This window comes from Pseudomonas sp. P7758 (assembly GCF_013386485.1).
Lineage (GTDB): Bacteria > Pseudomonadota > Gammaproteobacteria > Pseudomonadales > Pseudomonadaceae > Aquipseudomonas.
The window spans coordinates 13,519-36,193 of the sequence record NZ_JACARS010000096.1 but is presented as its reverse complement, the minus strand read 5'-3'; the positions used below and the strand labels follow the sequence as shown (position 1 = coordinate 36,193).

The 22,675-nt window shown below is 52.8% G+C and carries 21 protein-coding genes and 1 pseudogene; 8 read left to right on the top strand and 14 right to left on the bottom strand.

Annotation, left to right across the window (positions count from 1 at the left end; translation table 11 throughout):
- Positions 1-23: 23 nt before the first annotated feature.
- From dbpB (HX873_RS20825) to HX873_RS20810, 4 genes are read right to left on the bottom strand one after another with little or no spacing between them, the layout of a single operon-like run.
- Positions 24-1,079 (bottom strand): DGQHR domain-containing protein DpdB, encoded by a 1,056-nt coding sequence (gene dbpB, locus HX873_RS20825; protein WP_073638898.1) that lies wholly within the window; start codon positions 1,077-1,079, stop codon positions 24-26.
- Positions 1,076-2,374 (bottom strand): tRNA-guanine transglycosylase DpdA, encoded by a 1,299-nt coding sequence (gene dpdA, locus HX873_RS20820; protein WP_177123135.1) that lies wholly within the window; start codon positions 2,372-2,374, stop codon positions 1,076-1,078. Before dpdA ends, dbpB (HX873_RS20825) begins: the two co-directional genes overlap by 4 nt.
- Positions 2,371-3,492: a DGQHR domain-containing protein DpdB gene (dbpB, locus tag HX873_RS20815; protein WP_177123134.1), complete on the bottom strand. Its 1,122-nt coding sequence runs from the start codon at positions 3,490-3,492 to the stop codon at positions 2,371-2,373. The genes dpdA and dbpB (HX873_RS20815) overlap by 4 nt, the downstream gene beginning before the upstream one ends.
- Positions 3,489-4,424, bottom strand: coding sequence for a hypothetical protein (locus HX873_RS20810; protein WP_177123133.1), 936 nt, complete (start codon positions 4,422-4,424; stop codon positions 3,489-3,491). The genes dbpB (HX873_RS20815) and HX873_RS20810 overlap by 4 nt, the downstream gene beginning before the upstream one ends.
- Before the next feature lie 181 nt (positions 4,425-4,605).
- Here HX873_RS20810 and dbpB (HX873_RS20805) point away from each other — a divergent pair, with 181 nt between their 5' ends.
- The 4 genes from dbpB (HX873_RS20805) (at position 4,606) to HX873_RS20790 (ending at position 7,094) form a co-directional block, all read left to right on the top strand.
- Positions 4,606-5,661 (top strand): DGQHR domain-containing protein DpdB, encoded by a 1,056-nt coding sequence (gene dbpB, locus HX873_RS20805; RefSeq protein WP_256349649.1) that lies wholly within the window; start codon positions 4,606-4,608, stop codon positions 5,659-5,661.
- Between the two features lie 33 nt (positions 5,662-5,694).
- Positions 5,695-6,132 (top strand): hypothetical protein, encoded by a 438-nt coding sequence (locus HX873_RS20800; protein WP_102623980.1) that lies wholly within the window; start codon positions 5,695-5,697, stop codon positions 6,130-6,132.
- A gap of 45 nt (positions 6,133-6,177) precedes the next feature.
- A complete protein-coding gene (gene queD, locus HX873_RS20795; protein WP_169900424.1) occupies positions 6,178-6,540 on the top strand; it encodes a 6-carboxytetrahydropterin synthase QueD in 363 nt (120 codons plus the stop codon).
- Between the two features lie 245 nt (positions 6,541-6,785).
- Positions 6,786-7,094: a hypothetical protein gene (locus HX873_RS20790; protein WP_177123131.1), complete on the top strand. Its 309-nt coding sequence runs from the start codon at positions 6,786-6,788 to the stop codon at positions 7,092-7,094.
- A gap of 144 nt (positions 7,095-7,238) precedes the next feature.
- On the opposite strand, the gene HX873_RS20785 is transcribed toward HX873_RS20790, so the two are convergent.
- Positions 7,239-7,433 (bottom strand): hypothetical protein, encoded by a 195-nt coding sequence (locus HX873_RS20785; RefSeq protein WP_177048112.1) that lies wholly within the window; start codon positions 7,431-7,433, stop codon positions 7,239-7,241.
- A gap of 894 nt (positions 7,434-8,327) precedes the next feature.
- On the opposite strand from HX873_RS20785, the gene HX873_RS20780 reads away from it, so the two are divergent.
- Entirely contained in the window at positions 8,328-9,476 is a 1,149-nt protein-coding gene (locus HX873_RS20780; RefSeq protein ID WP_177123130.1) for a hypothetical protein, read from the top strand.
- 25 nt (positions 9,477-9,501) lie between these two features.
- Here the strand turns inward: HX873_RS20780 and HX873_RS20775 are convergent, their stop codons facing one another.
- The 8 genes and pseudogenes from HX873_RS20775 to HX873_RS31830 all read right to left on the bottom strand — a co-directional run.
- On the bottom strand, positions 9,502-10,641 hold the full coding sequence (locus HX873_RS20775; RefSeq protein WP_177048116.1) for a hypothetical protein: 1,140 nt from the start codon (positions 10,639-10,641) through the stop codon (positions 9,502-9,504).
- Between the two features lie 40 nt (positions 10,642-10,681).
- The gene (locus HX873_RS20770; RefSeq protein ID WP_177123129.1) at positions 10,682-12,568 is read right to left on the bottom strand and encodes a dynamin family protein; all 1,887 of its coding nucleotides are present in this window, start codon (positions 12,566-12,568) and stop codon (positions 10,682-10,684) included.
- Positions 12,569-12,596: 28 nt separating this feature from the next.
- Complete coding sequence (locus tag HX873_RS20765) at positions 12,597-14,705, bottom strand: hypothetical protein (RefSeq protein ID WP_177123128.1); 2,109 nt, start codon at positions 14,703-14,705, stop codon at positions 12,597-12,599.
- 123 nt (positions 14,706-14,828) lie between these two features.
- Complete coding sequence (locus tag HX873_RS20760) at positions 14,829-15,041, bottom strand: hypothetical protein (protein WP_177048122.1); 213 nt, start codon at positions 15,039-15,041, stop codon at positions 14,829-14,831.
- Positions 15,042-15,047: 6 nt separating this feature from the next.
- Positions 15,048-15,257 (bottom strand): hypothetical protein, encoded by a 210-nt coding sequence (locus HX873_RS20755; protein WP_177123127.1) that lies wholly within the window; start codon positions 15,255-15,257, stop codon positions 15,048-15,050.
- 166 nt (positions 15,258-15,423) lie between these two features.
- Entirely contained in the window at positions 15,424-15,789 is a 366-nt protein-coding gene (locus tag HX873_RS20750) for a hypothetical protein (protein WP_218170357.1), read from the bottom strand.
- 478 nt (positions 15,790-16,267) lie between these two features.
- Positions 16,268-17,458, bottom strand: coding sequence for a hypothetical protein (locus HX873_RS20745; RefSeq protein ID WP_177123125.1), 1,191 nt, complete (start codon positions 17,456-17,458; stop codon positions 16,268-16,270).
- Positions 17,459-17,577: 119 nt separating this feature from the next.
- Positions 17,578-17,864: pseudogene (locus HX873_RS31830) on the bottom strand (site-specific integrase); the annotation flags it as partial.
- Between the two features lie 222 nt (positions 17,865-18,086).
- On the opposite strand from HX873_RS31830, the gene HX873_RS20740 reads away from it, so the two are divergent.
- From HX873_RS20740 to HX873_RS20730, 3 genes are all read left to right on the top strand, one after another.
- The gene (locus tag HX873_RS20740) at positions 18,087-19,136 is read left to right on the top strand and encodes an RNase LS family HEPN domain-containing protein (RefSeq protein ID WP_177123124.1); all 1,050 of its coding nucleotides are present in this window, start codon (positions 18,087-18,089) and stop codon (positions 19,134-19,136) included.
- On the top strand, positions 19,133-19,504 hold the full coding sequence (locus HX873_RS20735) for a type II toxin-antitoxin system RnlB family antitoxin (protein WP_177123123.1): 372 nt from the start codon (positions 19,133-19,135) through the stop codon (positions 19,502-19,504). Before HX873_RS20740 ends, HX873_RS20735 begins: the two co-directional genes overlap by 4 nt.
- 62 nt (positions 19,505-19,566) lie before the next feature.
- Positions 19,567-20,586 carry an IS30 family transposase gene (locus HX873_RS20730; protein WP_177123122.1) on the top strand — a complete coding sequence of 340 codons (1,020 nt, stop codon included), beginning with the start codon at positions 19,567-19,569 and terminating at the stop codon, positions 20,584-20,586.
- Positions 20,587-21,210: 624 nt separating this feature from the next.
- Here HX873_RS20730 and HX873_RS20725 read toward each other — a convergent pair.
- Positions 21,211-22,665 carry a site-specific integrase gene (locus HX873_RS20725; RefSeq protein ID WP_177123121.1) on the bottom strand — a complete coding sequence of 485 codons (1,455 nt, stop codon included), beginning with the start codon at positions 22,663-22,665 and terminating at the stop codon, positions 21,211-21,213.
- Between the last annotated feature and the right edge of the window lie 10 nt (positions 22,666-22,675).

Genomic DNA, 22,675 nt, shown 5'->3' with positions numbered 1-22,675 from the left:
CTCTCCTCGGAACTGGGTCTGTTTTAGCGCCGCTTCAGTTCTTGCTTGAGTTTTTCGGTCAGATACTTAGTGAGTAATCCGATATCAGTGGGCGTGTTCTGGATACCATTCCAGGGGCGGCGGTCGGTTTCAGAAATGTGCCAATCGCCACTTGTCCATGCCGTATGAGGTTTCAAAAGTTTTAGTCCTTTGATGAAACCTTCCTTACTGGTTGTGCCTTGATCGGAGTAAAGCAACTCCATAACGAAGCTCAAAGAAACCAGGCCCGCCCCGTGCTTCAAACGTGAATTCCGGGGCGCTAGTCCTTCCCATTCCGATCTGAACACTACACGCACTGCATGGAAGAAGTTATTGATAAGTTCGATGCTGCGCCCCTCAAAGTCATCAAACTTCATGAAGCTACGAATCGCGCCATCATTCGCAGAGTTCATCACGAACTTCTGCATCGCCATGTCGCTTAGTACTCCTCTAGGATTCGTATGTTGTTTGATCTCGCCAAATAGAGAGGAGTTAGGCAGAAAATTCAATAAATCAATAATGCGAGCAGCAAATTTACGACTCGTGAACCGTTCTGGAAGGCCGTCAACAGTCGGTAAAAGTTCATAGATTAGCGATTTTGGCAGCGGCCTCGTATTGTTGACGAGCACAAACTGCTGTCGCAGTTCGTTGTAGTCTTTACAAATCAATGCAGATACAAATACCTGGAATCCAGGTTTTTCCATCGTCGCAAGGGCGCTGAGTCGTTGTTGTCCATCGACCACGAAGCCTGGTTTTGATTCGGTAGCATCAATAATGATTTCTACAATACCCTCGCCGAGGTCTTTAATCGTTACCCCATCCAAAAAGGCCAAGATAATTGCGTTAGGAAGCAATGCATCGTCGCGCTGAAGATAGTCACGAATATCTCTGATATGCGACGCGACTTGATGGCGCTGAAAGCCTTTGAGGTGGCCTTCTTCATCGCGGCCGACTCTCTCAATTTCAGAAAAATCTAAAATTTCATTTGGAGTGGCCGCAAACGAAAATACATCATGCCCGGAGGCCTGTTGGGCGCGCACACCCTTAAATCGATAGATCATTGTTTCGAAAGTTCCAGAGTTTTCTGAAGGTGGCGGTGGTACACGCCTAAGTTATGAAATCCGCGTCTTTTGTTTCGATTGCTGGCTCGAAAGATAATAGTTTCGATACCCGCTGACTGACAAATCGAACATTGGCATTTTTGCCACGGTTTATCTCTCAGCGTGGGTGAGATTAGTCGGACATGTTTGGCGATTTCTTTTTCCATTTCTATTGATGATGTTATCGATCCGGAAAGAGTCAGTCGGAGATAGTCTACTAGCACGGCTAAAGTTGAATCAAAGTCGAGCAGGTTTTTATCGTAGTCGCGGATCGCTAGTAACGCCGCTTTTTCTTTGATTTGTAGTTCTTCTGCGCTCAGAGTGCCTTTTTTTATTCCTTGCATCAGGCGTGGATTTTCAATCGCTTGAGGAATGCGGATAGCGGTGTAGTAATCCAGTTTGTTTGTATTGTTGCCCATGTAGTAATTACACTTCGCATCTTTAAATGCGCGTATAAGGGGGGAGGTTGAGTCAAAACTGGTAATGCCATATCCGGTGAATTCATGGATGTTCTCCGCTTTAGCAAAGCCCAGCAGATGAATATTTGTCTCGGGCTTAAGGACCGCTCGAAGCTCTTTCAGAACCTCATGGATTTGATCGACTTTCAAAGGTACTAGACCTCCGATCGCCAAGTAGCGATAACCCATGTCTTCGAGTTGTTTTGCAGCGTTCGCCATGCTTTGAGGAGACCAACCCTGTACCGCTCCAAGAGGTTCGAAAGGCCATTCCGCATCCTTCACTAAACGCAGAAACTCTTGCGCATTTTTGAGCGTAATTTCGTACCGAAACAGCACATCTTCCGACTGGCTCAGCGCTGGAGGATTGCTGGAGTCGCAGTTGAATATGATGTGGTCCGGCGAGCAACCGTGGGTGAATCCTGCATCTGAGTAGAACTCTACTACTTCGCTTGGGCTATACGCAGGGGTAGGGTGCTCTACATAGGCGAAAGCCCCGCAGTCACCTAGGACCATCGTATCTTTGAACTGAATGCCATCGAGTCGTAGAAATTTGCGCGCCCCTTCTCTGAGGAAGCGCTGCTGTTCGGAAGTCGAGTACCGAACCTTTGAATTAGCGACGCCATTTGCAGGTCGCACTGCGCTCATCGAGACCAAGAGCCCATCATAAGGGACGGGGGTCATCATTTCGTGCGCATACTGGTCATCCCAGTATCTCTTCCGGCCCGGCGCATTTCGATCGTTGATGAAATCGTAGTCCGGGTCTACGTAGTCTTGGGTGTCGGCGTATAAAAATTTCATTGGTGAGCGCTGGTCATATAGAGGCGGATCAAGGTTTCTTGCAGCGCCTTGATATCTTGAGGGGTGCTTTGGATTTCATTCCACTGGACATTAATCATCGGCCACTGACCTGATGTCCATGCGCAGTAAGGGGCTACTCTGGTCAGTTCTTGTAACACGGCTTCGTAGGTTTCGCGCTGACCACCGATCTTGGCGTAGATCCGATCCATGAGCACGCCCATGGCGATGATTCCCGCTGAGTGCATAAGTCGACTGTTCTTCGATTCAAGTGCCCACGCCTCTGGAAACGTATCACGCACCGCTCGCCAAAAGGTCGTCAGTAGGTGGTACATGGACTCAACGTTCGCCGCACCGTCGATGCTGGAGGTGTAGGGAGCCAACGCCCCCAGCGGATTACTGATGCTATTGCGGATCATCGTTATTACAGCGGTGTCAGTGATCACCGCTTTGCTATTTTGCTCGGACGACCGCTTTATGAGTTTGTGGAAAGGGGAGTTGGGATCGCGGCTAAGAAGCCCGCACAACTCAGCTGGTGCCTTGCGAGCACTCAGTTCGCGGGGCAAAAGGATGCTGCCTGTCTCCGGCAGTAGTTCGTTGATCAGTCGAGTGGGCAAGGGTTTGGCCTTGTTGACCAAAATAAATTGCTCGCGCTGGGTGGTCAGGCTGTCGGATACAAAACCGATCACTGGCACAGGAAGATCCGAATTGGCCGCTTTCGCCAACGCCAATGAGCGCTGTTGCCCGTCCACGATCCAGGCAGACCTCATTCCTTCCTCCCTGATAGGGATCGTCAGCGTACCCGCTTGCGAAAGCCCCGCATCGCCTGTCGGCTTACTTCCGCGTGCTGCAACAAAACGCAGGTCAGGAGACAGCGCTAAGATAATTGCATTGGGAAAAAGTACATTTCCCTGATTGAGGTACTCAGTGATCCCTTTGACATGACTCTTAATCTCGGGGCGCTGAAAACCCTTGAGGGGACTGCTGTCTTCGCGCGACAGGCGGCTGATGTCGGCAATTCGGACCAGGTCAGATCCCCTGATGAATAATGCATACACATCAAGGTTGTCGCCTTGCGTGGTGCGTAGTGCACGCACCACAATCGCATCTTCGCTCGTCATGCTTTGCTCTCTATGCTGTCTTGACCTTTGATGTCCTGCCAGATCCTCCGAAAGCGCGATTGCTCGCACGACACCAGGGCCTCGTCCCTTAAGTAGCGTAACAATCGGGTCGAACTGCCTTGGTAGTCAGCCCACACACACTCAAGCATGTAGGCAATTTCACTGTCCGATGCGCGCCGCCGGATGGTCGTTTTTGCTAGGGATAAAAGATCCATCGCCGCGCTGACGCTCTTTCGAGCGATCTCAGCAGGAGCACTCGACAGTTCAAGAATTTCAATGAAATGACGCAGGGCTCTCTGAGGGAAATCGTTGCGAGTGCCTGGTAGTGTTGAGGTTTCAAGGCGTTCGTCATAGGGCATCGCGATGCGTCGTAAATGGCTGGGAAGCATCTCGATGCCTGGGCGCGAAGTGAATATTCTGAGCTTGTCGATCTGCGTGTCCCTGATTTTTCCAAGGTCTTCGCCTATCAACTGGACATAGTTTGAAGAGAGGGCAATGAGCACCAAGTCGATGTCGGGTTGGCTGACGAGGTCCGCTAGGGCGCTTCCCTTTGATTGGGTGACATTCACGGCTTCCCACCAATCTGATGCGCGCACACCCAATTTTTCGAGACGTGGGATGATAGAGTTCGGATCCTGAGCCACCGTCAGGTTGTACGGTGGACATCTCTGATCGCCTTCAATCAACCCTAAGCCGGTCGACGCAAACATTAGCTTCGCGTCCAACTTCGTTGCTACGCGCCTCGCGTCAGAAACGCTTCTACCCACGTAAAGTGAAGATGCCATCAGAGTGGTAGGACGCTCGTCTATTTGCCCCTTCCACGCCTTTGCCATGGCAGCAATCGATGAATAACACTCGTCGTTCAGCACTACCGGCGGCAGGCCGTCGAGACGTTTTCGATTCGTGCAGTTGGTGATGATGACGGTTCTCATGGGAAAACTGTAGGCCTGTTTTGACGAGTGTTGCATTTATCTGAGGCTGACAATTTACCATTTAATAACTGTATGGGCCAATGCGCTTAGGCTAGTTTTTATGCGGAAGGGTTGGTATAAGAGCCTCAATACTGCTGCTACCCCTCTTTCTGGGTGGCCGTTCGATGAAGGAAGAGACTCATTGCTTAAGTTCAGCGCAATCAAGGCGTTACAGAGCCCAACCCACCAAGTGGTATCGTTTGCGGCTACCGTTGAGCAGATTTTGGCGATCGCTAGCATCGACCGAGTCAAGCGTGATGATCGTGGCGCCCTTCATGGCTTTCAGCGGCCACAGGTGTCCAAGCACATACGAGAGATTCGCGACTACCTCTCCCGTCCCGATGCGGTAATGCCCAATGCTGTGGTGTTAGCGTTTACCAGTGGGGTCCGGGTGGTGGAAGGAAATGGAGCCTATGCAGAAATTGAGGTGGATATTTCATCCGGCCCTCCTGGGTTCGTTGTGGATGGTCAGCAGCGCCTATCTGCGTTATCTGGGCTCGAGGGGAGTTCGTTCCAGTTACTGGTGTCTGCTCTTGTGTGTGAAAATCAGGAAGAGCTTCGCCGGCAATTCATTCTCGTCAACAACACCAGTCCATTACCGAAGTCGCTGGTATATGAACTGCTCCCGTCTGTCAGCGGCCTTCCATTCAGAATGACTTCCCGCGCCCGCGCAGCCCGCATCGTGGAAATGCTGAATTATGACGATCGATCTTCTTTGCAAGGACAAATTAAGCAGCATACCAACCCCTCAGGGGTCATCGGTGATACGTCGCTCCAGAAACTGGTAATGAATTCCCTATCTGACGGTTACTGTCGGGAGGTGATTGAGTTGTCGGGAGGTGAGGATCGTTGTTTCTTGGCCATCAGTGAGTTTTTTCAGGCGGTCCAGGAGGTGTTTGGAAATGCTTGGCATGGTCATACACCTAAAAGCTCTCGTCTCGTCCATAGCGCGGGGATTATTTCCATGGGGTTCGTCATGGAACAGTTGTGTGCTACAGGAGCGCCACTGGCCCCAGTATTCAAGTTAGGCCTTAGAAAGCTACAAGGATATACAGCTTGGACGCTCGGTTCGGGAGAGTGGTCCTTTAAAACAGGCAACCGGCCATGGAATGGAGTTCAGAATTTACATGGTGATATTCATCTTTTGACTGATCATTTGACCAGGGTGGTTCGAAGTTCTGAACTCGTACCTAGCTAACTGGTGCTCATATACTAATATTTAGGAGGCATTATGACTACTTTGGTTTCCTCGGATCTGTCTCCAGCCCTGGCCAGTGACGCCAGTGTAAAAGAGTTCTCTGAAGTCATTCTTCATCTATCCATGGCTTTTCAGGAGGCATTGAGGAGGCTCGCAGGGCAAGACGAAGCTTTCCCTTCGGAAGGGTATGGCATGTTGACTGAAGCCTACGGTTTGCGGACGCGTGCGAATATTCTCTACCTGACGCCATCTACCCATGTGGTGCAGGCATTAAATTTTTCCCAAACTGCTATGTTGGGGAAATTCGAAGAAATACTGAATTGTTTGAGTGATGTAACCGATTTACACACTGTTAACTCCATTTTGGTTTCCGTGATCACTATTGCATCAGCGCTGGGTGAGGGGCGAGCCAAAGTTGTAGAGTTTTTGTTTGAAACGTTATGCGTCGATCTTGAGTCTTGGAAGGTTTAGTCTAGGTGTTTGTTTTTTTTGTCGCGTGAGATACGGGAGGAATCAGTGGAGATTTTTAAAGAGTTCGTTTTTGAGGCCGCTCATCGGTTGCCCAATGTTCCAGAAGGGCACAAATGTGGGCGTCTGCACGGTCACTCCTTTCGTATTGCAATTTATATTGATGGCCCTGTCGATAGGACGTCGGGTTGGGTCAGGGATTTTTCCGAGATAAAGGAGATTTTCGCGCCTCTGTATGAACGCTTAGATCACAATTATCTTAATGAAATTCCCGGACTGGAAAATCCGACGAGCGAGGTTTTAGCCGTTTGGGTTTGGCAGGAGCTAAAGCCATTGCTTCCCGAACTATCCGCAATACGTATTCACGAGACATGTACAAGTGGGTGTATTTATAGGGGGCCGGAGGTATAACCACTCTCGTGTAAAGAAAGTAGAACTATGCGTCGTATGTAGTTCACTGGATAGGTCTAGGCTTTTATTGTCGAGTTTAGTGATAGTTTGTCTGGCTCGACACTCGGCCCTGTAGGGAGGTGGATATGGTAAAGCCTAACAACGGTCGAGGTAAAAGTGCTAGACGTGCTCAGACTCTTTCACCATATTCTCTTAAATGGTACCAGGCGAAGATTACTTCTTGGCACTTTTCGTGGTCATTTCGAATGGCTACCCGACGCGAAGTATCGTCTGGGGAGGACGTTATCCAAGAATTCGCTGTCCTCACTTTCAAAGGTACTGTGGTTTATCCAGAGGATTTTAAGTATCCGGAGATAGAGATTCAATTGGTGGAAGCTATTGCCTTCATCCAAAATGAGTCTGTTACTCCAAGTGTTGGCTCGATGAGCGCAAATGGTCGATTGCTCTCGGTCTACGTCTCAGTTCCTGTGGAACGGATGAAAACATTGGTGTCCGTTGCCCCTCGAGTGCTGGTCGTTGATTTTCATCGCCTCTACATTATCGTCGAGCGTTAGTCGTGTCGATACAATTAGATACTGAGGTGGAGTAATGTTTGGGCGCTGATCAAGGCGTATGTATCGAGTGAGCAAGGCAGGTCATGGTGTCAGGCGATCCCGTACCAAAGGTGCTAATCCGGCAACGTTGCATTGCACCGAAACTCAGTTCTCCCCATCCAACAACTTAGCCGCCCTGAACCTCTCTTCGAGCACCAGCACCACACCGGGGTAATACCTGGGACCGGAAATGAAGCCTTCATGACCGAGGTGTGGAAAGGTGTAGGCATAACTGGTTTCTTTGCCGCCGGGGCGTACAAATCCCCGCTGCCCCTCTAACCAGGTATTTAGCAGCGCCATGACTTTTTCCGGGTCCACCTTCCCTAATTCGCCGGTGACGGCGTTTAGTGGCAGCGAAGGCACGATGAAGGTGGCGGCGAAACGGTGGTCTGTATCGTTAGCCAGATGTCCGCTGTCCTCTCAGGCAGCCTGCAAGCCCTTGTGCACATTGCGTGTCGGGTTGGAGCGTGGCCCAACCCGTTGCCAAGCTTGCTTGGCCTCGAAACCGAAGCAAACCTTGCGATTGGTGACATAGAGATCACATCGTCCCGGGCGCAGGTCGCTCGATTCCACGCCATCTGCTTTAACTTTGTTGCGCTTGCCCGTGGAGAACTCGGCCATGGCAGATATGGGCTGAGGACTAGGTCTTGCTCCAGGCATCTGAGCAACTGTTCAGCGTGGTGAAATGGTTGGGTGCGCTCTATCTGGCCTGGGTGCTCTGGCGTGCGCCGACCCGCATGCTTCCGAAGCGGCATTCAAAAAGCTAGCCGTTGGTCGAAAAGCAATACTTCATCCAGGGTGTGGGCTGAAGTGTGGGCTGGTAAGTTTTTTCAAAAACCAGAAACGACAAAGCCCTGAATAATCAGGGCTTTGTCGTATATAGATGGCGGAGGCGATGGCGTCGATGGGCGCGTATGACCTGTCAGCCGTCTCTGGATATGTGCCTGCAGAAAAAAACCACGATTTGCTTATCTCAAGAACAAGACTTCGCCAGTTGTTTTCAGAACTAGGGCGGAAAAAGGAATGTCGACGAAAATCCTGAGATCGTGCACCCGCCCAACTCAGCAGTGACTCACGTGTGGGCCTGGCTTTCGTTGCTCGATTCCGACTCACGCGATGCTGGCAGTTTGCCTAGTCCGCTGGCATGCTCTCGACGATTCGTCAGCAGACATTGTTGAGCCAGGGAGAGCAGGTGTGGGTTTTGCGAACAAGGCCAAGGCAGTTCAACTGAGTGTTCTGAGAAAATATGGTGTCCTGGCGGATTTTTCCGGCCTGGATGAGGGGGTGCTTGACCGTGCCCTGAAGGGGCGTTTGTCTGCAAGCGCGTCGATGGATCTGACCTTTGCTAACTGGTGTGATCAGTTGCTGGGGCTGGGACGGCGAGTGCCGGTTGCGCGTTTTGACCATCAGGTCGCGGGGCAAATCCGGCTGGACAAGCTCGCGGTGGGGCAGGACCTCGCCGCAAGCCTCAAGGTGCACGACAGGCAGCTTCAAGCCAGGCTCAAGGCGTCCGAGCAAGAAGTCATGCGGTTGCAAGACCAGTTGCAAGCACTTCGGCAAACCAGGGATCATGCGGCATTGATGGAACCGGAATCCGTAGCCGCGCAGAGGTTGAAGTCCTGGTATCACGATACAACCGATCCTCTGCATAACATCCTGTGGGAGATCAAGGAAATTGACGGTCGCATCTTCGACCATCAAGGCCACATTAACCGGGATTACCGTCAGCAACTGGTCGAGATCATTCTGCGGGCACTGAACGGTTTGGCCCGTTTCGGTTTATATGTTGAGGCCGAGTTGCGTGACGCTTCACCCAAAGAGCCTGTTTTGCCATCGGTGATGTTGCATCACAACCCACCAGATCAGGGTGAAGAGCATCTACTTGAACACTTCGACTTTGTCGTCAAGGGTGTGCAACCGGATGTGCTGAGGGCGGCTAGCGAATTCCTTTTTCTTGGCCAGGCTCTACCTGAAATGGACAAACAGCACCGCTTCGATTGTCACGTCAAGGTCTCCTATCGCGACGGGCTCGAATTGGACAGGGACGAACTGTTCCATCTGTCTTGCTTCCTGCAAAAGTTGTTTGAGGCCCTGGCAAGGTCAAATGATGGTCGGCCGAGGGGAGCATTGCGAGAAACGGTGATTCTCTGCCTGCTGCTTTCCTGGACCGCGCCCTGCATGCCCATGCGGATACAACGAGCGCAAGTGCTGAGCCTGCAAGACACGTTCTACAGAGGGCACAAGCCGTTCACGACCGACACCTCGAATCCCGACAGGGACGTATCCGCTGGAAAAATTATCGAGCACCTGTTCCATACATTGCATGCACTTGTTATGCGGTGAAAAGGACAGTGAGCCTGAAGGGCAGCTAGCCGATATGCAGGATCAGGTAGGCCAGCGCTCCGAGGCTCAACAGGCCTACTGGGACTACGGTGTAGAGCAAGGCCTTGGTATGTCCTGCGGTTCGCTGCAGATTGACTTGCAGGTCGTCGACCCGGGCATCCTGCGTCAGTAAATGCTGGTGAATGGCTGCAAGCGTTTGCAAAGTGGAGTCATGCTGCAAGCCGACCTGGGTGTCTTGTGCCAGCAGACGCTGCTGAAGGACCGCAAGCGTTTGCAAAGTGGATTCGTGCTGCGTACTGGCCTGTACTGCTTGCGTGCAGAGAGTGACTTGCACGCGCTGGTCCTGCTGGGCAATGGCCTGCTCCACAGAGGTGCGGCCCTTGCTGGCCAACACGGCGATCAGTGCTTCCAGGCGCTTCGTATGCTCCTTGCCGAGTTGTTGCAGTTGCTCGAGCAACTGATCGTTGCCCTCGCGATGGACTGACTGGTTTGCTTCGCTCAGTGCCTTCAGTTGTGTTTGCGTGACGAGCTGAAACGCCTGGTGATGATCGTTCAGTTGCCCTTCGAGCGTTTGGCTGTGCGTGTTAAGAGCTTGCAGGGTCTGTTGGCCGAGCGTTTCGGCTTGAGTGCTCAACGTCTCGAGCAGATGCTCCGCCCGGGTGGCTGCCAGCGCCTCGGTGCTTTGCTGGGCATCGGCCAGTCCCGACATCTGCTCGAATAGCCGCTCATTGCTTTCGTGATGGGCTAGCCGGTTGGCGTCGTTCAGGGCGTGCAGTTGCGCTTGGGTATGGGCCTGGAAGGCCTGCTGGTGTTCACTTAAAAGGCCATCGAGCGCTTCGGTTTGGCTCGATAGCGCTTGCAGGGTTTGCTGACTGAACGCTTCCGTTTGGGCGCTCAGTGTCGTTGCCAGGTCTTTAGTTCGGGTGTGTGCCTGATGTTCGGCATCGTGTTGGCCGTCCAGCAATGCTTGAAATTGTTCGTCGAGGGCAAGGCTGTTAGCGGGGTAGTGGCGATCGAGCGTTCGCTTGATCTTGCTTATCTGCGCCATCAGGCCGTCATGGCGGTCCTTGTTCTCTTTGTCGAGCGGATACAGCGCACCGTCCAGCAGGGCAGTGAGTTCGTCTTTCAGTGGCGCGATCACGATATCGTTGAGCAGTTGTGCCATGTCTTGCCTGGCGGCTCGCATTTCGTCTTGAACTATGTTGTCAGTCACGTCGAGGGTTTCCGGCGTAGAGTTTTTCCGCTTCGTTGATCAGCAAATGGGTATTCAACACGGCCAGGAATTTGTCCATGGCGGTGGGTCCCTTGGTGATACCTGTCTTGACGTTTTGGAGGGTTTTAACAAAGGCTTCATTGACCCGCCGTTCAAAGTGTTCGGCTATTTTCAGCGAACTGGTCATTCTGGCCAGATTTGCATCCAGTTCTGACTGTAGCGTCGAAAGGGCGTCGTGGTGGTCTTGAAGGTGTTGCAGCTTTTCTTTCACGCTGCGCCGTTGCGCTTTGAGAGCGCTGACGGTCTTCTCGATTCGCGCGGCCTGCGCGCGGAAGCCGTCAATGAAGTTTTGATGGGCAAGTGATGCATGGCGTTGCTGACTTTTACGAAAAGCCATGTCCAGCACAATCCTGTCGTTTTTGAATTTCGACGACCAGAAGTAGCTGTCAGTGCTGTAGTCATCCAGAACATAGGCGATGGCATGGAAGTCTCTGTCATCGAAGGTGATGGGGGGCAACCGGTCAACACACTCGCTTAAAGGATCCTTCAGATTATCCATAGCCACGCGCTCAAATAATTCATTGAGGATTTCTGTCCAACCCTGGCACAGTTCTTTCAGGCGGTCTTTTTCCTCTTCAAGCGCCTCTTGCAGCGCTGAAACGGTTTCAGCGTCCACCTTGATCGACGAGCCTTCGAATAATGATTCAAACAGCGTCCTGCACTCGGTGTGCACTAACTTGGACAGAACGGCGCCCAGCTGCTTTTGAGTCGTGTACTGCTCTTCGAGACTGGTTTGGTGATCCTCAAGCTTCTCTAACCAGGGACCATCGGACAAGGTCGGGTAGTGTTTGCCCAGTTGTTTTTCAAAAACCTGCAGATCTTTATCCAACTCTGCCTTGCGCTCGTCGTAGCGCGCTCGGAACACCGAGATTTGACCCTGTACGACGCCATCCAGTTGAAAGGCCGCGAACAGCCGCGAGAACGGTCCGGACGCATCTTTGATGTCGGCAATCAGTTGCTGCCTAAATTCACTGATCACCGGTGCAATCTGCGCGTAGTACTCAAGGTCGGTGTTGGCCAGATCACGAGCGGAATCGCCCAGTTCAAGCACATACAGATTGTCGGCAAAACGTGGGGGAATTTTTAGTTCGAGGGTTTCGATCTCGCTGATCATTGTTTGACGTAATTGCTGTACGCCGAACGAAGTATTGAGGAAGTGTTTGCGCACGCTGCTGAGGGAGAAACAAGAGGTCACCACCACGCGAAAACGCACTGGCTGGCTTGCCCAGTGGGCCAGTTCCTCGATCTGCAGGTTTTCCGGTCGCAGAAAGCCCAGGCTGCTAGCCTGGGTGACCAGCAGCACCAGGTCCGCCACGGTGACATAACGACGGGCGAGCTGTTCAACCAGTTGCTGTTCGTTACGGTTGCGTGCGTCCAACCCGGGCAAGTCGATCAGCTTGACGTCCACGTCCAGAGCAGTGCCAGACTCGGTCGGAAACAGCCGGCCGGGAATCAGGATATCAGTCAGGTCCGTATTCTGCCGGCCGCCTTGCTCGACCTTGCGGCGAATATTGGCCAGTGCTTGGGTAGCCTGGGCCTCATCCAGTGGGCGGTCGTCCCCGATGTACCAGTTGTCATCGGGCGCACGACCGTAGCGCAGCGGCATGGCCGTGGCTGACTTGCCCACGGCTTGGCCGCCACGTAGTACGCGAGCCACTTCATCGCGGGTGCTCGACGCTAGCCCCAGCAGGTCGAGAATGAGGGTGGTTTTGCCGACTTGCGTCGCGCCGTAGACCACCACCGTCACTTGGTCGGAGCGCCTGACCTGATCGCTAATCTCCGGCGCCAGTTCGTGGACAAAACGGTCGAAGGCTTGCAATGCCCAATCGTGACGCTGTCGATGTCGCTCAAGCCAGGTAGCGGGAATGGGCACGGTCGATCTCGGTTTCCAGATTGCGCCGCGACACGTCCAGTGCCCGCAGTGACCGGGCCAGTGCATCGCGTTCGGCGAACTGGTCAATGTCAACGCCGTAGGCCAGGCTCAGATTGCGCTGGATACGTGCCTCTATCGTCTCCATCAGTTCGTCATAGTGCTCAAGACTGGTTTCGATCAAGTGATCCTTGAAGCGCTCGATGCTGGCGCCGATGAAGTTCCGTTTGCCCACGTCGTAGTGATGCACGGAACTGGCAGCTTTGTAGCCAATGAACCCAAGCCCCAACAGGCCAGTAGCGGCCACCGATAAGGTGGCGCCAAGGCCAGTGGCTGCGCCCCCGACAAGTGCGGGAATCACATCGAAGCTTCCGTCGATGGCCAGATCCACGGCAGTGATTGCAAGAAGGGCACGAATGGCTTGCTGGGCACCTTGGGTAAACTTGGGCAGCGTTTCGCCGATATCTTTGGCGAGTTGCACGGGGTCGTAGTTCACCAACTGTGAAGTGTCTATGACGTTGCGCCGGCAGAGCGCGATGCCCTGGCTCATACGCAGGTATTCCATCGTCAGCGCTGGCAGGTGTTGCAGGGCAGTATTGAACTGCTGGGTTCGAGTCGTGCTGGTATCGAGGTGATTTTCGCTGGAGGTCTCGTTGAGCAGCAGGCAAACGTGCTTCTGAAGTAACTGCGGGTCGACCCTATTGCTCAAAGGGGAGATGGCTCCACCATCAGCTTTTTCGTAACCGAGGTACTGCCCGGGCTGATCTTCATTACGCAGGCTTAACACGGCCTGGGCGTCGAGATGCTCTTTGGGGGCATGGCCAAGGGCGAGTAGGTCGTTGGCAACGTGGGTCAATGCAAGGTAGGTGGCATCAACGGGGGTCTGGCCGGCCTGGTTTTCCCAGTGCAGATTGATGCGATCGATGAAGCGTTGCTCGGTTTCGCTGGCATTGAGCAGGAAGAAGTCTTTGGCGGTCCGTAGTTTGTTGCCCCAGCCTTCTTCCTCGTCGCCGTAGGCTTTTTTGGCGCTAGCCGTGGCTTGGCGTGCGTATTGGTCAACGTAATGGTGCAAGGACTTCTGATATTTTTTGCGGTAGCTGATGACTGACTGGCGGAACTTGTTAAGGATGGAGTCAATCAGTGCGTCCTGGGCGCTGGCGCGTGCACCGGCGTCTTCGACCAAAGATTCGAGCAAGGTCACAGCGGCTTCCAACTCCAACTCCACGATGGAGCGTAGATCCGTCAGGCGCTGGTGGTGAACGCTTTCCGGCACCTGGGCGTATTTGGCCAGCGCTTCGATCAGTTGTGGAACCCAGCGCGCGCGGTACTCTTCGCCACGCCCGACGCACAGGATACGATCCAGTTCCTCGGCAGGTACGTCGCAGGCTTCCGCGGCCGAAAGGCGCAGCGTGTCACGCTCATCGTCGCTTTTGCCCTCGGTACGGCCGATGGTAATAATCGGTTGGCGGCCCTGAAGGGCGTTTTCCAACATGTCGACCAGTACTTCGTTCGTTGCGTTAGTCGCCAGGGCATTGGCGTTGGTGACCATGATGCTGCCCATGGCATGCTTGAGCGTGTCGCGCATCTCCTCCTGCCACAGGCTGTTGGTACGGCTCAGCCGTTCGTATCCAGGCAGCAGCAAAAAGCCGAAGCCATCACTGAAGTGACGGCGGGGCACATACAAACGAAGCAGCAGGAAACGTTCACCGGTAGAGAAACTGCGCAGTTCCTTGGCCAGGGTCTCCTGGTTGATTTCGTGTTCCTCGCCGTATTCATCCACGCCGCGGGCGTAGGATGCTTCACAGTCTCGCTCGAGGATAAACAGTGGGCGACATTCGCCACGGCCCGGGTTGTCCTGCAGCCAATCATCCAGACCGTAGAGTTCACGTAGCAAGTGGGTTTTGCCGGCGCCTTGGGTGCCGCCTACGCAAATGAAATAAGTCGCGTGCATTTCGCGAATGACTAGCAACTTGCGTAACACCGCGCGAATTTTTTCGCGCTCGGCGTTGGTGCGGTCGAATTGCACGGCGATGTTGAGGATTTGCCGCAGTGCTTCGTTGACCGGGTCGATAAGGGTGGCGTACATGCCGGAACTCCTTGTTAAACGGTACTTGGCGAGTGTGGCCAAGCCCTGGCGAAGCCTTGAGGTGAAACTGGCTACGCCGCAGAAAAATGGTTCGCCAGCATATCGACCGCCCAACGGAAATGTTTAGCGGTCGTTTTCACGACAACGATTGCGTACTGGTTGGCGGTTCGCCAAAACAAACGCGCTACCGCTCAAAAAAGTGCTTTCCGAATCAATCCATTCACCGCCTTCATCACGCTTCATGACTTTTTCGTTTGTGGGCAAACCCTGGGCGTTGTATTGGTAGCTGTCGGTCATGTCGTACATTTTCTTGCCGTTTTTCGTGCGTTTGAGCATGACTTTTTACTGATCGGGCGCGCCTTGCAGTACGGTGTAGCTTTCCATCTCGCCCTGGCGATCAATTAATGAAATGACCTTGGTTGTCTTGGGGTCGTAGAAAATCGTGATGCGACTGCCGTCCGGCCTGGCGGCGCCGGTTAGGCTGTCGGCAGCGTTGTAGTTGAAGCGGTAGGTGTAGGTTTCTACCAGTTGGCCCCACTCTGTGTTGAACATCACCCATTCCTGCCAATAGGTCAGGCGTTCCAAGTCAACGAGGCGAAGGCGCTGTTGGCAAGGCATGCGAGCGCGCCGACCAAGATACAGTGTGTGCGGTTCATGGTTGCGACCCTTCCAGTATGTTGATGGTGTTGTTGTCGGCGCGGGCCGTGCGCCATTGTTTTTAACCTTTTTTGCGCACTTCGCACTTGCCCGTCGGCGACCACACGTTCAGATTGCCTTTCCAATCGTAGTCCGGCGTTTTCAGCAGGTCAGGGCCGTCGATGTTGAGTTCCATCTCCTGGACCCTGCCGTGGGCTTTTACCCAGGCGCCGCGACCTTCGTCGGTTTCCAGCAAGATGTAACGCTCAACTCTGCCGGAGTGCAGCATGGCAATACTCGATTTGCGAGTGGGTTCGTCGTAGCTGGCTTCGTTGACGACGTTGGTTTTGTTGATGCGGCGAAGGACTTCGCAATGCTGTTTTTTAGCGAAGTCGCCGTAGAACGTTCGATACAGAGCATCTGTTGGCATGTTGTGAAAGTGCGGCACGTCATCGCTGCGAAAAATGAGATACCGTCCTCAGGCATCAGCACTGGCGCGAGCTTCTCGAACAGCGTTTTGGCGGAAAGGACTTTGATTTCGCTGGCGGAATAGCTGGGCAACAAGGTGCCCGCTACTTTCAAAAATTGCCCGTCGAGTTGCGGGGTGAATGGAAAGCCCAGAGGGATTTTTTTGGAAGCTATCGTGGTTGGCGCTTATCACCACCAATGCCTTGGCTGCCAGTGTCTGACGTTTGCCACTGGGCGACTCGGTGCCGCCAGCGACCTTTCCGAGGGCTTGCCGATGACGCCGCAGTAATACGCTACGCCATAGGGGTCAATCAATCGCGCAGCGGCCTGGCGCATGACCTGGCGATCGTCATTGAACTCGGTGCTGGAAAACACATTCGCGCCGTGCTCCCACTGCAACCCGGCTTCATAGGTCGGCGTCACCTACTTAGGACAACTACTGCGCCCCTTATCGTCAACTACTCAGACCACCAACCTTTTTCTACCTGACCGTAGTGTGGGCCACTAAACCAGCTTTCTAGCTCTACGTCCAAGGTAGTGATCAGTGCCAGATTACCTTGCGTCGGATCCAGGACATTAGCCTGCTTATGCGCCCAATCGATCCAGGCTTGTGCCATTTCTTGATCTGCTAATGGGGTAATTGTCAGCCGATCTTCCACCGCTTTTATGAAGGCTCGTAAGCGCTCGGCGCGTTCCCATCGCTCTGTATGTTTAACGAGGCTTAGTCTAAGGCGACGTTGAGTTTCTGTAGTACGGGCTCGTTCAAAACGTCGTCTTTCATCTTCAGCCCATTCACGATCTCTTGCCTCCTCTTTCTCTCGGAGGACCTTGATAGAAACTGATGCGGAACTCAAGCCCGCCAGGATGCTTGAAAGTTTTTTCTCGAGCGGTGCGGTCTTGGTGTCTTTCCAGTTTTTCCGTTCTCCGTAATCCATCCGCGCTTCGATCTGAAACGTCAGTTCCCCCGTTGAGGCCCATTCAAACTGCGGGCTTCGCGGGGACATGAAATTAGGCTCCCATGGAGCACCAGGGCGGCGTTTTGGGGGAGGCGGTGGTGGTATCGGGTGTTTGTCTAATCGCTCCATGAGTCGCACGGCCATCGGCTCGTCGTTAACAGTGACAATGGTTTTTCCTTCAGCGTTGATCTTCCATGAATAACCCTCAACCTCACTCTCTTTGATCAGTGCATCAAAAAGGATTGCGCAGCGTTCGATCAATGTCGACGAAATCATCCCATTCAAGACACGCTTGCCTCCGTAATCGAGGTGGCCGTCCTTGAGCTTCGACGTTTTTGCGCTCTTTAGCCATCGACTCACTAGCGCGTGAGGCTCGGTCAATTGATAGGGGGCTTCAATCGTTCGCCGGACTATAGTTGAGTTCAAATCAGTGCCAGGCTTGGCGGGCGGGGTGCCACGGTCGAGCACTTGGAATCGGACCTTGCCTTCGACCTGAGGAGGTTTGGGTTTGCGTTGTCGATGTTTTTCCGGTTTGGCCCAGTGGCCACGGCCAGGGAGAGGGATGCCAGTTTTGCGGCAAGCTTTAGCGACGGCGACATCGGAAACACCAATGTCGTGGGCCAATTTGATCATGGGTGTTTGCCATACTTTTTCGAACAGTTCCGCAACGGTGAAGCTCACGAATGTGTACATGCAGTCTGTCACCTTTGTTCATCGCGAATTTAAGGTCACAACATCGGTTGTTGCGGATGTTAAATTCCGGGGAGCGCTGGGGGCAACCGTCCTATGAGGGTGTCCGCGTATCTGCCCTAGTATTTTTGACCGGCGGGGAGGGCGTTGTAATCGGCGGTCATTTGCTGGAGGCGGTTTTGCAGTTCCAACAGTTCAGCCGGGGGAGGATGCGGCTTCTTTCGGCTTCGTAGTCGGCAGGGATCAAGGGGGATATGTCGACCAGCACAATCAAGGGGGATATGTCGACCAGCACAGTTGGGGCATCCTCGATTAGTAAGGCCCTCCAGGGTTGGCGCTTTCTAGCCCAGCTAAACATCTGGGTGAGGTCGGCGAAGAAGCTGATGGCTTGCCGGTAAGCGCCGCGGTTGGCCGCTATAGCGGCCAACTTTGAAGGGGGGCGAACAAATGTGGTTCGGCAGTTTTGTTTGTTTAGAGGGTGGATCGACTCGTTGTTGCAAAAAAGCCAAATTGAGCTATCAATGCCTAGGGAGAAATCTGACGAGTGGGTAGCACCAATAAATGGCGGAGGCTTTTCGCCATCATTTGAATCGGGTAGTATCTGCGTTCCTATGGATGGAATATTTAAGAAATGAGTAAGTCCGAAGCTAAGAAGTACAAAGACCTAAATCTTAACTTTGATAGTATCGCTCCATGTATTGAACGGCATGGTGGGACTAATCCTGTTCTCGAAAAAAAGAACGATAAGGAACAGCATCTTCGGTTTCATGTTAAAGATAACGTTTTTCTTATGAAGATCTTTCCCGTATCGGGAGGAGTTTTCTCCTTGGGAAAGGCTGCGGGTCATTGTCCGGATACATTTGAACACTTCGCGAATAAAATCATCGAGGAGTGTGTTACGCCTACCCCGGCAAGTTTGAATGTGTCTTTACCACGCTTTCCATCAGAGCATGTTGTACCTATTCTAGACTTTCTGGTGGAGGCAGGGGCCCAAGTTAGTGAGGTGGACGGTGGCGCCCTGTGTAAGATGTACAGGGTTGTCGGTTCTCTGGGTGATAGCTTAGTCATCAAGCATTATAACTCGGGTACGCTTCAGTTTCAGGGAAAGTATAGGCAGCTCGCAGTGATTGTTAGTGACTACCTTGGATCGGTTCTTTCACTTGATGATGTTATTAAAGCGCAGTCAAAAATTTACGCTGTAGAATTAACTGTTCAACAAGTTAAGGATGGACTTTTAGCGGTTCTTCCCGCTGCGCACGGTTTCATATCGGATGCAGTAAGAATTCAACTTAGCTCTGCTTTCGCGCTCGCGAAAATCGAACTTCCTGTAGAAGACTACTCATGTGTAGCTCTTCCTGCATTGCGTGGTTTAGAAGGGTTCGTCAAGGATTTGTTGATCCGAGGGAACCTCCACCCGGCTAAGCAGTCTACCTTTGGTGACTATTTTCGGGATGGTAAGTTGGGAAAGGATCAAGCAACTCACGTCACGGCAAATGGTGGCGTAGCGCTCGCTGAGGTGATAGACGAGTGCTATGCTTACTATAGCGCGGAGCGTCATCGAACCGCTCATATGGACGCTCCAAGCACTACCAGTAGAATTCTGGATTTTTCGACAGCAAAAGCTATAGTTAATAAAGTTTTTGAATTGATCGAGGCGGCTTCTAAGAGGCTCATGAAATGAAATCTGACTATTTGGTAACTACTGAGCTTCCTAATAGCTTGGGAGTATCAGCTTTTATTTTGGCGGCCAATTACCATAGCCCTTTTGAGTGTCTTGAAGAAATTTCTCGAGAGTTGGATAGGCAATCGGTTAGGGGGGCTGTTGTTTTTGATCTTCTGCTGGCGAATGGCACTAAAATTAATAGATATTTTTTGGCGCAATTCGACGGAAAAAAATTTGCTATAGACAGCATTCAAGAAGTCAGTATGGAATACATGAACTTCAGTAAAGTGTCAGCTGAGATGCTAAAGCGTAGTGCGAAGCTTATAGATGATGTATTGCTGACACCTGCTATGAAGTTTGCAGTGCGTCGCGGTATACCGTTCTAGTTATATTAACTCGAAGGGGCGGTCTCAAGGAACAAGTGCAACACCTGATGTAAGGTGTTGCCATGTCTACCCAATACAAACACTTGAGTACCGAGGAGCGCGTCACCATTATGGTGATGCTATTTCAACAACAGACGTTGCGGGCTATTGCCGCTTTGCTAGGCCGTCACCCCAGCACCATTAGTCGTGAGATCAAACGCACCCCCCAGCAGTCTCACTATGACGCCATACAAGCTACCAGCAGGGCTCAACAGCTTCGACATGTGCCTCGCCGTCAGCGGCGTTTATCTCCAGACTCAGAGCTATTTCAAGTGGTCGTCGAAATGCTCCGCATCGGCTGGTCACCGCAACAAATTGCCCGCAGACTACGCAGTATCTGGCCCGGCCAACCCGAGCGACATGTGAGCCACGAAACGATCTACCTCGCTATCTATGCCTACCCACGCGGAGAACTGAAGCGTCAGCTGATCAGTTATTTGCAGCAGGCTGATGGCAAACGTCGCAAGCGAACCCAGAGCAATGTGCGTCGAGAACGCTACCCTGCGCAGCTGAGTATTCACCTACGACCACCAGAAGTTGCAGACCGTCTGGTTCCAGGGCATTGGGAGAGTGATCTGATCATGGGCGCCAATAATCGCTCTGCGGTTGCCACAATGGTCGAACGCACGAGCCGTTATGTGATTCTCGCCAAACTCGAAGGGCCTACCGCTGAGGCGGCGGCGGAAGCCATTGTGAGGGAAATGTCGCGGATGGCGCCATCGCTACTAAAAACCATGACCCATGATCAAGGCAGCGAAATGGCTCGTCATGCCGAAATCACTGCGCGCACGGGGATGAAGATTTATTTCGCCGATCCACACTCGCCTTGGCAGCGTGGTAGCAATGAAAATACGAACGGTTTGTTACGTCAGTACCTCCCAAAAGGCACAGATCTCTCTCTGGTGACGCAGGCACGACTGGACGAAATCGCTGATTTGCTCAACACCCGACCCCGTCAGACACTGGGCTGGAAATTTCCGGTTGAGGTGCTGGTGGATCATCTTCAGTTTTCCGCGACCAACAAGCTTGAAACGATAAACTAACCGGTAAGAGCAAGCCCCCTCCCCGCCAAGCTACCTGGTGGATGCATCTAATGGGCGTTTCTATCGTGTCATTCCAGGCCGTCACATCGGCGATGTAGGGGGGGGTATGTATAGCCATTGTTTAAGCGATGAATGGGGGTTGTGTATAGCCACTGCTGCAGCGACCAAAGGGTTTGATCATGGCTCAGCTAAGCCCTTGGCAGTGGAAATTGTGCTTAGTCAGGTAGGCTAGGTTCGTTCAGACGCCAAGTGGTAACGATGATTCGGAGGCGGGAATGCCTAGTTTCGTGATTAGCATGCTCAGAAAAAATTAACTGACTGTTGCACTTGTTCCTTGAGACCGCCAGGTCGACGAAAGCGGCCCGCTCCAAATCGATGAACTGTTGTGTGCTTCGATTCTGTCTGCGATGACCCAAGCCTGGTGTCCTGCAGTTCGGTGGTACGTACATACAAAAACGGCTGATGCTTCCGCCGTTCACTGCGGCGTTTGTGCTGTCAGCTGACGCGAAGGGCAGATTCTGGGATATCACAGTGTCAAGCATCCTGAGTACTCGTGGAGGCGGCATGCTGGCCTGCCCCGGTCATCGCAGATTGCATCCATCGCCGAACCCATGAGCTTCCACCTTATGAAGACGGTAGAAATCCTGTCGCGGTATACGCTGGAAAAGACATCATCGACTCGGTTGGTGGATGCTCGTAGGTTGAGGACAAGACAGCACTGAGCCGATCACCCAGCAGGTTCCAGGCGCGTTTCTTCTCTTCGGCATAGTCGTGATGGAGGTAGTGGCGCCTAACCCGGGAGCCAGCCAGTACATGGTTTTGGCAGCGATCAATGACGTCCAGGCTGACCCCCAAAGCCTGCATCATGGTCGCGCCTGTGCGGCGCAGGTCATGCGGCGTCCAGTCACCGTTCTTGCCGTCGGCAAGCACCAACGTGTCGTCATGACGCCGTCTTGACAGGGCCTTGCGGTTCTTGAACCGAGCCTGGCGATCGTCGACCTGTTTACTCGCTACTTTCACGTCCACATGCCCATCATCCTGCTTGTTCGGAAAGCACCACTGGGAATCTCCCGTCAGGGTCTTGAGTTCCTGAAAGAAATGCAGGGGAAAGGGGGAGAGGAAGACATGGTGATCCTGTTTCTTGCCCCGGGAGCCTTTGACGTTTTCGCTCGGTATAAACCAGGTTTGTTGGTCCAGATCGACATTCTTCCATTCGGTCTGAAGCAACTCGCCGATCCGGCACAAGGTGCTCAGACTGATCCAGAGCGCAAGTTGGGTTTCTTTCTTTAATGGACGAACACCCTCGTACTTTTGACCCGCGGGGAGGGCGTTGTAATCGGCGGTCATTTGCTGGAAGCGGTTATGCAGTTCCAACAACTCACCAGGCGAGAGAATACGGCTTCTTTCCTCTTCGTAGTCAGATGGGATCAGCTTATTCATCTCAATCAGGTTGGTCGGGTTGCCATCAATCAGCAGAGCCCGCCAGGGTTGGCGCTTTTCTGCCCATGCAAACATCTGGGTAATATCAGCAAACAACCCAATGGCCTGTCGATTGGCCCCGCGACCGACGACGGTGCGCACGACGCTCCGTAAGTCGTGCTCATTTACAGAGGACAATGTTTTGTTTTTCAATGTGGGGTACAAGTCTTTGGCGAAGCGTCGGCGCAGTTCGGCGTTACCATCTTTCCTCGCTACGCCGTTTAGCAGCCATTTTTCTGCCATATCTCCTAAGGTCAGTCCCTTTGCCTTGAGCGTTTCGGCGGCGACAAGTTGAGCGTTGACCTCTGCGCGGACTCGCGCTTTTTCGGCTCGTTTATAATCGTTGGGGTTCACTCCGGTCGCTAAAAGATCGCGGGCGATGTTCCGTATTTTGCGTATTTCCGGTAGTGATGTGCCTGGCCATGTCCCGCACGAAATATCGGTGAATCTCCCTTCCCATCGGAACTGGTAATAGAACGCGACGGTAATACCTTTTTTCTTGAGTTGGACCTTGCCAGAGAGACCGCCATCTTCCCTGAGAACTCGACCTGCATCGTTGGCGTCTAATGATTCCAGTTCTTTGGCGGTGAGTTTGGTCATAACTTTTCCC

Coding starts and splice junctions, on each gene's coding strand:
- HX873_RS20760 (WP_177048122.1), bottom strand. CDS start 15,041: ATGCTCAAACGCACGAAAAACGGCAAGAAAATGTACGACATGACCGAC.
- HX873_RS20730 (WP_177123122.1), top strand. CDS start 19,567: ATGTCTACCCAATACAAACACTTGAGTACCGAGGAGCGCGTCACCATT.
- HX873_RS20800 (WP_102623980.1), top strand. CDS start 5,695: ATGACTACTTTGGTTTCCTCGGATCTGTCTCCAGCCCTGGCCAGTGAC.
- HX873_RS20790 (WP_177123131.1), top strand. CDS start 6,786: ATGGCTACCCGACGCGAAGTATCGTCTGGGGAGGACGTTATCCAAGAA.
- dbpB (WP_177123134.1), bottom strand. CDS start 3,492: ATGACGAGCGAAGATGCGATTGTGGTGCGTGCACTACGCACCACGCAA.
- HX873_RS20745 (WP_177123125.1), bottom strand. CDS start 17,458: ATGTACACATTCGTGAGCTTCACCGTTGCGGAACTGTTCGAAAAAGTA.
- HX873_RS20765 (WP_177123128.1), bottom strand. CDS start 14,705: ATGTACGCCACCCTTATCGACCCGGTCAACGAAGCACTGCGGCAAATC.
- HX873_RS20775 (WP_177048116.1), bottom strand. CDS start 10,641: ATGGCACAACTGCTCAACGATATCGTGATCGCGCCACTGAAAGACGAA.
- dpdA (WP_177123135.1), bottom strand. CDS start 2,374: ATGAAATTTTTATACGCCGACACCCAAGACTACGTAGACCCGGACTAC.
- HX873_RS20810 (WP_177123133.1), bottom strand. CDS start 4,424: ATGAGAACCGTCATCATCACCAACTGCACGAATCGAAAACGTCTCGAC.
- HX873_RS20735 (WP_177123123.1), top strand. CDS start 19,133: ATGAAATCTGACTATTTGGTAACTACTGAGCTTCCTAATAGCTTGGGA.
- dbpB (WP_073638898.1), bottom strand. CDS start 1,079: ATGATCTATCGATTTAAGGGTGTGCGCGCCCAACAGGCCTCCGGGCAT.
- HX873_RS20740 (WP_177123124.1), top strand. CDS start 18,087: ATGAGTAAGTCCGAAGCTAAGAAGTACAAAGACCTAAATCTTAACTTT.
- HX873_RS20785 (WP_177048112.1), bottom strand. CDS start 7,433: ATGGCGCTGCTAAATACCTGGTTAGAGGGGCAGCGGGGATTTGTACGC.
- HX873_RS20755 (WP_177123127.1), bottom strand. CDS start 15,257: ATGTTCAACACAGAGTGGGGCCAACTGGTAGAAACCTACACCTACCGC.
- HX873_RS20725 (WP_177123121.1), bottom strand. CDS start 22,665: ATGACCAAACTCACCGCCAAAGAACTGGAATCATTAGACGCCAACGAT.